Consider the following 14415-nt stretch of genomic DNA (forward strand, 5'->3'; position numbering starts at 1 on the left):
GCTTTAAAAATAGTTAATTATCTAGCACGGTGGTGTTTTATTGTCACGCAAAATATCACCCGCAAGATAAAGAGAACCACTAATAAGGACAATAGCCTCTTTATATTCCATTTTAATTTTATGCAAAGCATCTTGTAGGTGCGCTTTTGGGGCAGCAGGGATTCCTACTTTTTGGGCTGATTCAGCTAAGTCTGTTGGAGAGATACTGGCATTATTGTCAAGCAGCGGTATCGTATATACTTTATCGACAAGGTTAGCTAAAGGACGAAAATAACCGACAGCATCTTTGGTATTAAGCATGCCAGCAATCATAATAATGGGGCGATCTGTTTTTTTTCTCCATTGTGTAAGTTCTGCCGCAATAACTTTTCCTGCAGCAGGATTGTGACCACCATCTAACCATAAATCAATATCAGGAGATAGTTGATCAACCAAAAGTCCTTGGGTAAGATGCTGCATTCGTGCGGGCCAATAAATATTTTTTAAAGCGTCATTTATGGTTTGTTCTGAAAGTTGAAAACCCGCTTGATAAACTGCTTCAAGAGATGCACCAGCATTGGCAACTTGGTGGTCTCCAATAAGGTTAGGAAGGGGAAGATCCATGAGACCTTGATTGTTTTGAAAAACCATACGTCCATGTTCTTTATAACTTTGATAATCTTGATCAAAGAGAGCATAAAATGCTTTATTTTTATTAGCAAGGGGTATTAAAGTAGCAAGAGTTTCTTCATAATTTTGCTTCCCAATGACTACAGGAACGTTTGGTTTGATAATCCCTCCTTTTTGAAAAGCGATTTGAGCAATTGTATTTCCAAGAAAGCTCTCATGATCATAATCAATGGGCATAATAAGCGATACAGCTGGTTTGTTAACGACATTGGTAGCATCAAAACGTCCTCCCAATCCAACTTCTAAAATGACAACATCAGCTGGATGTATACTAAACAACATAAAGGCAGCGGCTGTAAAAATTTCAAAAATAGTAATCGGCTCTTGACGATTTACTTTTATAATTTCACGGATTGTCTCAGCCAATTGGTTTTCTGTAACAAGTTGACCACCTCCTTTTTGACCTAACCGGCAGCGTTCATTCCAGTTGACGAGATGAGGTGAGCTATAAACATGAACGCGGTATCCTGCACTTTCCAAAAGAGCACGGCAAATTGCTGAAGCAGATCCTTTGCCATTTGTTCCAGCGATGTGAATAACAGGGGCAAGTTTTAAATGTGGGTTACCAAGACGCTCTAAAAGGTGAACAATACGCTCTAAAGAAAGATCAAATTTTTTCGGATAATTTTTTAGTAAATCATCCACCACCCTTTGTATTTGACTTTGTTGCATAAACTTAAGCTGCTTTTGTCCTAGAAAGCGATGTTTGAGAGTCTGTTGGGGATGGATCGGAAGGGTTAAAAACAGCAGGGCGTTTCATCATCAAGCGTAAAATACGCGCAATTGTTGTTTTCATTTCTAAACGCGATACAACCATATCAATCATACCATGTTCAAGCAGATATTCACTACTTTGAAAACCTTCTGGTAGGGTTTCGCGTATAGTTTGTTGAATCACACGTGGACCAGCAAAACCAATCATAGCGCCAGGCTCGGCAATGTGAATATCACCAAGCATGGCGTAAGAAGCAGTAACACCACCGGTGGTTGGATTAGTCAGCACAACAATATAGGGAAGCTTTGCTTCTTTCAACATTTCAATCGCTACTGTTGTACGGGGCATTTGCATCAACGAGAGTGTTCCTTCTTGCATGCGTGCACCACCAGAAGCAGCAAAAAGAACCAGCGGACGCCTTTCAGCAATGGCAGTATCAAAAGCTTTGATAATAGCTTCTCCTGAAGCCATACCAAGTGATCCACCCATAAAGGCGAAATCTTGAACAGTTGCAATAATTGGCAAACCCTCAATCGTACCACGTGCACTTAAAATATTGTCATCAACCCCAAGTTTAGAACGATAATCTTTTAACCGGTCAATATAGCGTTTTTCGTCACGAAATTTTAAAGGATCTGTTACAACTTTTGGATTTTCAAGAGCTGTATAAACACCATCATCAAAAAAATGCATGAGACGATTTTTAGCACTGATACGCATATGATGACCAGAATTGGGAGCTACAAATTGATTAGCTTCCAGATCTTTATGGAAGACCATTTCACCACTGGTAGGATCTTTAATCCATAGATTTTCTGGAATTTCACGGCGCCCCAATATAGAGTTAATTTTAGGACGAACATAATTTGTAATCCAGTTCATCTTTATAACCTTCCTTTAAATATTGTGCATCTTTTGCATGATTTGAAAGAATATAGAACTTAAGCAGTCACATTTGCTTTACCGGTTGAACAAAGGAGTCTATTTAATACTTTTATCAGTGTACGTATAGCTTGTTTTTTAATTTTTAATTTTTCCCATATTATAACAATCATATGCATCATGAAGAGTATTCCCTATAATAAATTTCTCATAAGTTTTAAGAACTTACATGTTTGTATTTTTTACTTTGGTGTTAAAATTTACTCCTTGCGATGGTTAACAAACGCCTTATTTTTTAATAAAAATGAATATCCAATTAATCATTCGTATCAACAGTTTTGAAGAAAAGAAACCTTATAGTATAAGGCGCTAACAAGGCTAAAATAATCCATTAAAGATAATGAATACAATAACGCTATATTAGCGAAACGCTAACATCAGAGCAAGATTTTTTTCAAAAGGTTTCTTTAAAGCGCACGCTTTTTACAATTAAAATAGAATACGCTCAAAATACCATTATATTACTCATTTACGTGCTTGTTTTACACAGATATCTTTCAATAATTTCCAAAACTCTCTTATGAAGAATATACACTCTCCATGAATGGTATAAAAGACATTATGCTATCCGTTTTTACTGAAATAGAAGGTACAAAGCGGCACCATCATACTCTTTTTCAGTTTTCAATGCGACGATAATGTTTGCATTAAGAGGATTCATATAAAGATATTTCACGCCTTTTTGAAAGTACTTTTATCCGCACACCACCTCCGTTTATGATATATTAACAAACGATTTCAATTGATCCAATATGAATAGGATTAAAATGAGAAATCCTCATAATATTTAGGTTTTTCACTCATGTTGTGAAACGATAAGTTATCATTATAAATCAATATATTGCTTTAATAAAAGATAAAGCATAAAATTTTATATTATGCTTTCTTTGGCTGGCAAGTTTTATTAACCTTAAAGTCAAGGAACACTATTTTTGTGTAATGCGTGCTATGGTCTTTTGGGAAAGCATTTTGTGTAAATGTGTCATAAAGGCGGCGGCAAAAAGCGGTGTTGCTAGATTAATAATAGGAATCGAAACAAAAATCGCTATCAATAATCCTGCGCCAAAAACTGTTGTGTAATGAGTATGTAAAAAAGCACGCGCATTTTGCTCTGTTCGAAAACGGTAAGCCGCAAACAAGAAATATTCATGACCGAGCAAATAACCATTAATAAGATAAAAAGCAATTAAATTAATACCTGGTATGAAGAATAAAATAAAAGCAATTCCATTACCAAGAAGGCTTAAAATAACAAATTTAAAGGAAATGATAAGAGAACGCTGAAACGGCAAGGCTTGTCCAATAGGCTCGTTTGGGTAATCCTCCTTTTCAATGATTTCAGCAGCAGAGTCAATGAAAAAACCACCAATCATAGCTGTGATGGGTGCAATCAAAAAAGCCAACAAAAGAGCCAACCCAAGATTAAAGATGATAAGCATGCTAAAACCAATCCATCCCGCCCAACTAGGGAGTCCAGGAAGAAATTGAGCAATCCAGGGCCAAAAGTAAGACACAAAAAGTTGGTGCACACATAACCATAAAATGGTGAGAATGAAAAAAGTAACCCCCAATGCTTTCAGTATCATAATACGATATTGCGAGGTCAGAAGACGTTGTAAAGCACGATAAGCAGCAGTAAAAATCATAGATTAATAAACTAAGGAAAGAAGCAAAAAAAACAAGAAATATATTTAAAGTATGTACAGTGTAATTTTTTCTTTCTTTGAATTACAAGATTTTTTTCAAGAACATTATAAAAAACGGTTAAGGTTTCTTTGTTAAAAATAAAGTTTGAATAAATAGAAATTTTGATTTTTAAAAACAAAGAAGAATTTAAAAAGTAGCTGTTGTAGAAGAAATTTTTAGTATTTTTGTACATAGTGTAGATTATTGCGTTTATATGATATATGTAAAAAATTAAGGAATAAGAACTATTTGGGAGAAAAGTTGTTTATTTCTATTTATTCAGTAGAGTTATCTAACTTCGTTTATCTAAATGTTTAATTGTTTTGCACAATTCCTAAAATTCTGTACTTTTCTACTATTTGGCGGCATGCTTTTGCCTCTCGCTTTCAAAAAAATATTGAGTTCAATGGAATAGGGGTAACGTAGTAGCTCCGTAGATATTCTAATTTTGGGCAACAGAATGATTAATATGATAGAAGTGGAAAAAATAAGCTTAGGCGATTGACTGTCAGATCCCATAGAAGAGCAGTTTTTTGAGAAGAAGCAAAGAAAGGGAGAAACCACGGATGCTTAAAAATGATGAGATTTTGAATTTTAAAAGCCATAAGTGCAATGAAGTAAGCATTCATTGAAGCACTTTTCATACAAGTGGTGCACTGTATCAAATAATTTTTAGATAATAACACCACTAATTTATCGAAGAGAATTGATCATTTTCAACTTGAATAAAATCCCAAATATAGAAATATTCTTTAATTTCAAAGACTCTATTCAACATCAAAAAATTATTTACGTACACATTATAGGCGAGACCAATGTATGGATACAAAGCTTTCGATAAAGGAATAAAAATGCTTCTCATGAAACATCACAATGTGAAGATATCATGGATAAAATTCTAGTCTTTGTGGTCTTGGTATTCTGGAGAGAGGACACAGACATTTAATCTTAAAGACCGATCACTGAGGAAAATAATAAAGGCTTCAGTTTCATAAACTTATAGACAGTGGTACAATGAATTTTGTCTACATTCTTTATGAGCGTCAGCATGAAGTATGCTTAAAATTGCATTGAGATGTTATAATATTATTGATTTATACATTATTTTTCATAGCGAATAAGAGCTCAAAATAAAGTTGTCATATTTTCTCATTAGCTGCTCTCATCATGAAACAATCAAAATCATTTATTTGCATATCATAAATATGACCAATATGTGGATAAAAACATTGAAGAAAGAAAATGCTTTTTATAAATTTTATCCATTACAAGAGCTTTGTCAAAATTGATGGTAGCCAAAGTGAATGATAGCTTGTTTTTTTATAAGCTGGCGAGACAGTGGTGCAATAGATCCTGCTTTTATGAAGGCTAGGGTGAGATAGGATTTTTTAAAAAAACATTTCCCAACGCTCATCACACCCATTTCGCAACAGCGTTTGTGAATGGTATATGGGTAAAGCTCTCGTGAATAATATAAAACTTATAGGGCATCACTAACTTTACGCTTAATAAAAAGAGCACGCTGGCACCATCATCCTCAGTGTTGTCCGAGACAAGCCCTTGGTTCTTGAGACGGTCCATTATAAGCGCTTTTAGTTCTTTCTGAAACGTTTTGTATTCATACAGTTATCCTTGTTTACAACGTGCAAGAAAATGATTTTTATTGATTCAACATGAGAGAGATTAGGAATGAGAGAATCTTATGATATCTGGGATTCTAATTTAATATGAACAATGCGATATTATCATTATAAACCAGAAATATTATATACTAATTGAGATGGATAGACACATATTGTCAGTTCTATTTTATAAGGTGTTTTAATATCAACGCGTTTGAAGAGTTCTTATTTGCAAAGGGGTATATTTTCCTCATGAGGAGTAGGTGTTTTGGGGGCAAGAAATGATACAATCACGTTTGCTAATTTTTGCGCTACGTGTTGTTTACTCATATGGGGCCATTGTTCAACTTTTTTTCTACTTACGAGATAAACTTGATTTGTATCAGCACCCATGACACTTGTACCATCTAGTTGAAGAGAAATATCATTAGCAAGAATGAAATCAGCTCCTTTTTCAACACATTTTTTTTGCGCATTGGCAATGATATCACATGTTTCAGCAGCAAAACCAATGACCAATGAGGGGCGGTTTGGAGCGTGTCCAATCGTTGCTAAAATGTCAGGATTTTCAACCATATGAAGGGATGGTGGTATTTTATGAGCATTCTTTTTAATTTTGTGTAAAGACTGCGTTTGACTGCGCCAGTCACAAACAGCGGCAACAAAGATAGCACCATCAGCAGGCAATGCGGTTTGAACGGCTTGTAACATCTGTTGTGCTGTTTCAACATGAATGGTTTTTACTTCTTGTGGGTCTGCAAGATTAACAGGTCCACAAATAAGTGTTACTTTTGCACCCAAATGCGCAAGAGCGGTTGCGATGGCATGGCCTTGTTTACCTGAAGACCGATTAGCAATATAACGCACTGGATCAATTGGTTCATGGGTAGGGCCAGAGGTAACGATGAAATGGCGGTCAGAGAGAGGTTTTTCATGCACATTCAAAATAGTCTCTATGGTAGCGACAATAGTTAAAGGTTCGCTCATGCGTCCATATCCTATCTCGTCACGTTCAGCCATATTTCCGATTTCTGGTCCGATGATATGAACGCCATCTGCGCGCAGTTGTGCAACATTGCGAATAGTGGCAGGATGCGCCCACATGGACGGATTCATGGCGGGTGCAATTAAGAGTGGACAGCGTGCCGCTAAAAGAATGCAATCAGTCAGATCATCTCCTATGCCATTGGCTATTTTTGCAATGCGATTGGCTGTAGCAGGGGCTAAAATAATAAGGTCAGCATTACGTGCTAAACGGATATGTCCGATATCGTGTTCTTCTTCGCGTGAAAATAAATCAGTATATACAGTACCACCGCTTAAAGCTTCAGCGGCTAAAGGCGTAATAAACTTTTGCGCTGCTTTTGTCATTACAACTTTTAAATGTGCTCCACGTTCTTGTAAACGGCGAATCAAATCAAGTGCTTTATAGGATGCAATACTTCCACCAATAATAAGAAGGAGAGATTTTGATTTCAATGATTGCATTTCAACAGCGCTAGTATGAAGGGGTTGTGTGGTGAGAGGAGTGGGATTGCTTAAAAGGCGTCGGACTTCTTCTTCCATAGAAATACCATTTTGCGCGGCGCGTATGCGTAAAGCTTCTTTGGTTTCAGGAGACAGGTTACGAATGGTAATACTGGCCATAAAATACCTCCAAGAAATAAAATGATTGCAATGATTTCATTGTTGATATTTTTAGCATATTAAGGAGATTAGAAAAGATGAAAAAAGTAAAAAGTAAGACAAGCGCAACAAAGTGCAATGATAAAAAGACTATAACGACCATAACGGTTTCTATGACTTTGTTCCACAGCAAGTTGTTTGAGGGTAGCAGGAGAAAGATTAAAACCTGTTTTTCTCATTTGATTGAAATCTTCTTCTATCCGTTGGAAATTTTGAACCAATTGTGGTGTTTTGCGTGCCAGCGAAAGGAGAGCTTGTGCTCCTTCACTAAAGTCTTTTGCAACGCCTACGGGTCCTAAATTTTTACTAATCCATTCTTTGACAACGGGTTCAGAAGCTTTCCACATATTAAAAGTGGGGTCTAATGTGCGGGCAACGCCTTCCACAACAACCATCGTTTTTTGCAACAATAAAAGTTCAGGTCGCGTTTGCATGTCAAATAATTCAGTGACTTCAAACAATAAAGTGAGCAATTTAGCCATGGAAATGCTTTGTGCTGATTGTCCGTGAATTGGTTCGCCAATAGCGCGGTTGGCTTGCGCAAAGCTTTCGATATTATGGTGTGAAGGAACATAACCTGCCTCAAAATGGGCACGTGCAACCCGATGGTAATCGCGGGTAATAAAGCCATAAAGAATTTCAGCAAGGAAATGCTTTTCTTTTTTACCAAGCCTTCCTGTAATGCCTAGGTCAACAGCAACAATACATCCTTTTTCATCTACAAATAAATTACCAGGATGCATATCGGCGTGAAAAAAACCATCACGCAATGTATGGCGAAGAAAAGATTGAATAAGCGTAATAGCGAGCGCCTTCAAATCAAAACCTGCTTCTTTAAGTTTGGAAATTTCGGATATTCTTATACCATCAATCCATTCCATTGTAAGAACATTACGTCCTGTCCGTTCCCAGTCAATACGTGGAACCCGAAAGCCTGTATCATGTTGAATATTTTCAGCCATTTCAGATATAGCTGCTGCTTCTAAGCGTAAATCCATTTCAAGTCGTGTTGTTTGTGCTAAAGTATCCACCACACAAACAGGACGAAGCCTTCGAGAGGCAGGGATATAGCGCTCTTGTAAATGAGCAATGAGATAGAATCCTCTAAGATCTTTAGAAAAACGTGCTCTGATATTAGGACGAATAACTTTTACAGCACATTTTTTCTTATGGCCAGTTTCATCACTGTATTCAGCTGGATGAACTTGAGCAATAGAAGCGGCGGCAATGGGGGGATAAAAATTTACGAATAAATCATCAATAGAGCGACCAAGAGAACTTTCAATTTGAGCAATAGCGGCAGTGCAAGAAAATGTTTGGACACGATCTTGTAGCTGTGACAAATCTTCCGCAATATCACGCCCAACAATATCAGGTCTTGTGGCAAGAAATTGACCAAGTTTTATGTAAGAGGGTCCAAGCTTATTAATGGCATATGAAATATTTTCAGATCGCTGTTTCTTTTTTGTTTTGCGTCGTGCTAATGCACTCGCTATACGATGACATAGCGCTGGAAATCCTTGAAGATCATCATGAGGAAGAGCACTTAAAACACCTTCACGTGTTAAAACCCATCCTGCACGCATCAATTGAAAGTAAGGGGAAATTTGCACCATTTTTAAATTTTCCAACCTGAATGCAGCGCTGCAATCGCACCGGTGAGATTGCGGTACGATACCCGCGAAAACCCCGCATGCTTGATCATATGGGAAAAATCATCTTGCTTAGGAAATTTGCGGATAGATTCAACCAAATAACGATAAGCATCGCCATCATTTGCGATAAATTGACCTAGCTTAGGGATAGCATGGAAAGACCAAAGATCATAAATTTTATCGAGCCAAGGCATCTCGACATTTGAAAATTCTAAACATAAGAAACGTCCACCGAGCTTTAAAACACGAAAAGCTTCTCTAAGAGCTTGATCAATATGAGGAACATTGCGAATTCCAAAAGCAATCGTGTAAGCGTCAAAGCTTTGATCTTCAAAAGGTAGATTTTCTGCATTGGCTTCAACAAAATCAATCAGAGGGGCAAGACCATTTTTTTGTGCGCGTTTTTTGCCAACGCTGAGCATTGAGCCATTAATATCAAGCACTGTAGCATGGGCTTTTTGGCGTGAAGCATTAAGAATACGAAAAGCAATATCACCTGTACCGCCAGCGACATCAAGAACTTTCCAATGAGAAAGTGCTGGTGGGGAAAGCCAAGCAATCATGGAATTTTTCCACACACGGTGTAGCCCTAAGGATAAGATATCATTCATCTTGTCATAATTTTCAGCAACAGAATGAAACACACCATCCACCATGGATTGTTTTTGTGTTTCATCTACTATTGTAAAACCAAAAGAGTGCTCCATGCCACCCTTGGTTCCTACACGTTCTGTTTCAATTGCCATGTATATGATCTTCCTTATTTTTCTTTTATCGTAAATGAAATAGAGAGGGAATGTTCAACTACGAAAAAACAACGTATAAAACTACGATATTTACACAGCCAAAAACAGAAGAGTACCTTTAGATATCAAGATTGGCAACGCTTAAGGCATTGTCTTGAATAAAAATACGCCTAGGTTCAACTTCATCACCCATGAGACGAGAAAAAAGTGAATCTGCATCGGTTGCATCATTAATTTTTACTTGTAAAAGAGAACGTGCATTGGGATCAAGCGTTGTTTCCCAAAGTTGTTCAGCATTCATTTCCCCAAGACCTTTATAACGTTGAAGAGTAACACCTTTTTTACCGTTTGTAAAAATGCTCTCTAAAAGGCTCATAGGACCAAAAATACGCTCTGTTTTATCTTTGCGACGTAAAAGAACAGGAGGATGATATATGTCGATAAAATTTTGGGAAATGCGATCAATTTGGCGTGCGTCAGTTGAATTTATAAGTCCCACATCAAGCGTAACAACATCTTTAACACCACGCAAAATACGCTCAAAACATAAACTTCCATCTGCTGTATATTGTCCACTCCAACCTTGTTCCATATCATCAGCAATCAGATTAAGGCGGTGTGCTGTAGTATCTGCTATTTTTTGCGCTTTTTCTTGTGTTGCAAAGACTTCAAGATTAAAAGCGCCAGCAATTGCTGCTTGTTCAACAATATTACGGTCATAACGGGTATGAAGACCATTTAAAAGTTGACGTAATATACGAGCATCTTTAGCGAGTTGATACAAATCAGCCCCTGCACGAACTTCTCCCGTTGAAAGCTCAAGCGTTGTTTCTTCTAATCCAGTATCGATCAAGAATTCTTCAAACGCTGCTTCATTTTTAATATATTGGGAAGATTTTCCACGCGATACTTTATAAAGAGGAGGCTGAGCAATATAAAGATGTCCACGTTCAATCAACTCGGGCATTTGTCTAAAAAAGAAAGTGAGCAGCAGAGTACGAATATGGGCTCCATCAACGTCCGCATCCGTCATGATAATAATCTTATGATAACGTAATTTATCTGGTGAAAATTCATCCTTACCGATAGACGTTCCAAGAGCTGTAATAAGTGTTCCAATCATATCAGATGAGAGCATGCGGTCGAAACGTGCTCGTTCAACATTGAGGATTTTACCACGAAGGGGTAAAATTGCTTGATTTTGACGTGAGCGCCCACTTTTTGCTGAACCGCCAGCCGAATCCCCCTCGACAATAAAGATTTCTGATTTTGCGGGATCTCGTTCTTGGCAATCGGCAAGCTTTCCTGGTAGAGAAGTGATATCAAGCGCCCCTTTTCGTCTTGTGAGTTCACGTGCTTTGCGTGCTGCTTCACGTGCTGTTGCAGCTTCTACCACTTTACTAATGAGAAGTTTTGCTTCATGAGGATGTTCTTCCAGCCATATTGAAAGACCTTCATTGACCAAACTTTCAACAATAGGGCGCACTTCAGAAGAGACTAACTTATCCTTTGTTTGTGAAGAAAATTTTGGATCAGGAACTTTGACAGAAAGAATAGCTGTTAATCCTTCACGGCAGTCATCACCGGTTAAGTTCACTTTTTCTTTTTTAGCAATACCTGAAGATTCAGCATAGCCATTAATTTGGCGTGTAAGGGCACTTCTGAAACCTATCAAATGCGTTCCACCGTCACGCTGAGGGATATTATTGGTAAAACACAAGACCTTCTCATGATAGGAATCATTCCACCACAGGGCAACATCAACGCTCATACCATCCTTTTCACTTGCAATATAAATAGGAGTATCAAGCAGAGCTTTTTTTGATTGATCAATATATTTCACAAACTCTATTAATCCACCTTCATAATGCAATTCAACGGATTTAATATCAGCATGACGCTCGTCAACAAGAAGAATATAAACCCCAGAATTTAGAAAAGCTAATTCCCGTAAACGACGCTCTAAAGTTTCAAAATCAAACTCAACCATAGTAAAGGTTTCAGAGCTTGGTAAAAATCTAATTTCTGTTCCACTTTCTTGATCGCAATCGCCAACAACTTTTAATGGAGCATCAGCTACCCCGTGGGTAAATGATATTTCATGAATTTTACCATTGCGTTTGATTTGCAATTTAAGCCAAACGGATAATGCATTCACAACAGAGACGCCAACACCGTGTAATCCGCCTGAAACTTTATAAGAGTTTTGATCAAACTTTCCACCGGCATGAAGCTGTGTCATAATAACTTCAGCGGCAGAAATACCTTCTGTTGGATGGATATCTGTCGGAATTCCACGTCCATTATCACGAACAGAACAAGAACCATCAGCATGGAGTGTGACGTTTACAAGAGTTGCATGACCGGCTAAAGCTTCATCGATAGCATTGTCTACAACTTCATAGACCATATGGTGTAACCCCGATCCATCATCAGTGTCACCGATATACATACCAGGACGTTTGCGTACAGCATCAAGACCTTTGAGAACTTTGATAGAAGCGGCATCATAGTTATTGCTTTGTGCTGGTGAGGTTATTTCATCACTCATAAGTTAGTCCATTCCTGTGTTCAATTTACAATATTTTATCCGCTTTTTTTAAAGCTCAATGTTCTGATCAGTTATTTATGGAATAACCACATTAAATATTTACCGTATATCAGATCTAGATTCAATATCTGTCGATATATAATGGAGAGAATGATAAAATGATAGTGTACTGCTATGCTGTAAAACACTAGGGCGGTGATATAAGGCGAATAAACACTTATGACTTATACAAAAAGCTGTTTCATAAACGATGCTATTTACTTTGTTTATTTTTGCATATGCGTAATGTTTCAGAATTAGTTATGCATTTTTGTGTTACACTAATAAAGGTCTCACTTGTTTTATCCATAAATCAATTTTTCAATCCTAATTCTACCATATATTTAAAACAAAGGTTGCGAGCTCTCTAAGCAGTTCAAACTTTTGTATGTTAGATTGAGGCGAAAATATTGTGTATATTGGTTTGTGTCATCTTTAAAATGTGAAAAAAGCTTCATTTGAGGAAAATATAAATGCGTAAATGTAAAAACACGTTTCCACGATCATCTTTTATATTCAACTTTACAATTTAAAAAAACGTCTACGGTGATGTTTTTGAATAATGAGGGTAATGACGAATTATCTTACGCTTTTGTTTCTTGCATTCTCGTGAGGTTGCATCGCTCATTCAAAACAAAACGCCATTGTACTGTTTATTCACGCGCTTTTTTAAGGAGCATCTCTCAATGTTCCCAAACTCATTTTACAACGATGTTTGAATAGTATAACGCAAAATACCCTGTGAATACTACAAGATTTATGTCCCCCATCTTTCCCATCGTGACAATAAAGTGCAAATCAGAATCATCATTTTATTTTTCAGCTCTTAAATGTTGATGCAACCTTAATGTTGAGAAAACCCTCGGCATTTGAGGGGTATTTTTACTCTTTTCTTCAATATATCTATATACTTCCCAGGTTGTGATACGCAAGGAAATGGTCTTAATATTTTAAGATACGCAATAAAGTATATACAGCTTATTTCTTATATTAAAAAATTAAATCGCTTTTCTCTAAAATTACTTTTTATATATTCATTTTGGAAAATTAACATCAGAAATCTAAGCATTTTCAATGGTTTCAAAAATAGCAAGAATTTTATTTATTAAACGCCAGATATTTTGGTGAAGTGCGTTAGATAATAGTTAAGAAGTGTTGCATCTTAGTTTTGAAAAATGGGGGAGAGATTTTGAAAATAAAAAAATCTATATATGTGAAACATCTTCAATTGCGTTTACAGTACTTTTTATTCAATAATCCATACAATATTTTTATTCGTATTTTATTTGTAGCGGGGGGGGTTCTATTTTCCTCTTACGCAGAAGCTGAAAGGTTGCCTTCTTTTTTTGATTCGCATGAACATTTGGTACAACCTGATACAACGGATATCTTTCGTTTGCGTTTTGTAACAACTTTTGATTTTCCTCCTTTTAATTTTATTGATCAATCGGGGTATCTTGCAGGTTATAATATCGATTTATTGCGCGCTATTTGCTCAAAATTAAAATTAGAGAAGCTTTGTGAAATAGAAGTGATTCCTTGGAAAGAGCTTGTAGAACATGTTAAAAATGGTGGTGCAGAAGTCATTATTGCGGGTTTAAAAGAAACAAGTAAAACCCAGCAAGATCTTGTTTTTACAAAGTCATATTTGCGCTTTCCAGCGCGATTTGTTGCTTCTCGACGTTTAAATCTCGATGAGCCAATAAGCGATCAATTGATACATTTAACCAGTGGTGTTTTGTCTAAAAGTGTTCACGAAAAACTCTTTCAATATTATTTTCCTAAAGCCAAATGGCAAAGGTTTAAAAAGAGAGAAGAGCTCTATAAAGCATTACAAGAGCGTAAAATTGACCTTATTTTTGATGATGGATTTGCTTTATCATTATGGTTCAAAAAACAAAAATCTGTTGATTGCTGCCATTTTGTTGGGGGGGCATATATGGCGCCACAGTTATTGGGGCAAGGAATGCAGCTTGCTGTTGCAAAAAAGAATGAAAAATTGGTTGATGTACTCAATTATGCGCTGAAATCTCTAGAAGAGGATGGTAAACTTACAGAACTTTATTTGCGTTATTTTCCAATAAGTTTTTATTGATGAGTAGTT

At 36.7% G+C, this 14415-nt stretch carries 8 protein-coding genes; 1 reads left to right on the forward strand and 7 read right to left on the reverse strand.

Annotated features, from left to right (window positions below; translation table 11 throughout):
- Positions 1–21: 21 nt before the first annotated feature.
- From ACFIMI_RS00635 to gyrB, 7 genes are all read right to left on the reverse strand, one after another.
- A complete protein-coding gene (locus ACFIMI_RS00635) occupies positions 22–1341 on the reverse strand; it encodes a bifunctional folylpolyglutamate synthase/dihydrofolate synthase (protein WP_375675477.1) in 1320 nt (439 codons plus the stop codon).
- 4 nt (positions 1342–1345) lie between these two features.
- Complete coding sequence (gene accD, locus ACFIMI_RS00640; protein ID WP_375611366.1) at positions 1346–2266, reverse strand: acetyl-CoA carboxylase, carboxyltransferase subunit beta; 921 nt, start codon at positions 2264–2266, stop codon at positions 1346–1348.
- 986 nt (positions 2267–3252) lie between these two features.
- Positions 3253–3972: a sulfate transporter family protein gene (locus tag ACFIMI_RS00645; RefSeq protein WP_375612793.1), complete on the reverse strand. Its 720-nt coding sequence runs from the start codon at positions 3970–3972 to the stop codon at positions 3253–3255.
- 1887 nt (positions 3973–5859) lie between these two features.
- Positions 5860–7281, reverse strand: a complete 1422-nt coding sequence (gene coaBC / locus ACFIMI_RS00650) for a bifunctional phosphopantothenoylcysteine decarboxylase/phosphopantothenate--cysteine ligase CoaBC (protein WP_375612794.1) — start codon at positions 7279–7281, stop codon at positions 5860–5862.
- Positions 7282–7349: 68 nt separating this feature from the next.
- The gene (gene ubiB, locus ACFIMI_RS00655; protein ID WP_375612795.1) at positions 7350–8936 is read right to left on the reverse strand and encodes a 2-polyprenylphenol 6-hydroxylase; all 1587 of its coding nucleotides are present in this window, start codon (positions 8934–8936) and stop codon (positions 7350–7352) included.
- 2 nt (positions 8937–8938) lie between these two features.
- A complete protein-coding gene (ubiE, locus tag ACFIMI_RS00660; protein WP_375612796.1) occupies positions 8939–9721 on the reverse strand; it encodes a bifunctional demethylmenaquinone methyltransferase/2-methoxy-6-polyprenyl-1,4-benzoquinol methylase UbiE in 783 nt (260 codons plus the stop codon).
- A 118-nt stretch (positions 9722–9839) separates the two neighbouring features.
- The gene (gyrB, locus tag ACFIMI_RS00665) at positions 9840–12272 is read right to left on the reverse strand and encodes a DNA topoisomerase (ATP-hydrolyzing) subunit B (protein ID WP_375611371.1); all 2433 of its coding nucleotides are present in this window, start codon (positions 12270–12272) and stop codon (positions 9840–9842) included.
- 1228 nt (positions 12273–13500) lie between these two features.
- Here gyrB and ACFIMI_RS00670 point away from each other — a divergent pair.
- The gene (locus ACFIMI_RS00670) at positions 13501–14406 is read left to right on the forward strand and encodes a transporter substrate-binding domain-containing protein (RefSeq protein ID WP_375612797.1); all 906 of its coding nucleotides are present in this window, start codon (positions 13501–13503) and stop codon (positions 14404–14406) included.
- Positions 14407–14415 lie beyond the last annotated feature (9 nt).

Origin of the sequence: Bartonella sp. AP4SXKL, assembly GCF_042195845.1 — a bacterium.
Taxonomy (GTDB): domain Bacteria; phylum Pseudomonadota; class Alphaproteobacteria; order Rhizobiales; family Rhizobiaceae; genus Bartonella.

Excerpts from the sequence above, each read along its gene's own strand:
- ACFIMI_RS00635 (WP_375675477.1), bottom strand. The coding sequence starts at position 1,341 with ATGCAACAAAGTCAAATACAAAGGGTGGTGGATGATTTACTAAAAAAT.
- accD (WP_375611366.1), bottom strand. The coding sequence starts at position 2,266 with ATGAACTGGATTACAAATTATGTTCGTCCTAAAATTAACTCTATATTG.
- ACFIMI_RS00645 (WP_375612793.1), bottom strand. The coding sequence starts at position 3,972 with ATGATTTTTACTGCTGCTTATCGTGCTTTACAACGTCTTCTGACCTCG.
- coaBC (WP_375612794.1), bottom strand. The coding sequence starts at position 7,281 with ATGGCCAGTATTACCATTCGTAACCTGTCTCCTGAAACCAAAGAAGCT.
- ubiB (WP_375612795.1), bottom strand. The coding sequence starts at position 8,936 with ATGGTGCAAATTTCCCCTTACTTTCAATTGATGCGTGCAGGATGGGTT.
- ubiE (WP_375612796.1), bottom strand. The coding sequence starts at position 9,721 with ATGGCAATTGAAACAGAACGTGTAGGAACCAAGGGTGGCATGGAGCAC.
- gyrB (WP_375611371.1), bottom strand. The coding sequence starts at position 12,272 with ATGAGTGATGAAATAACCTCACCAGCACAAAGCAATAACTATGATGCC.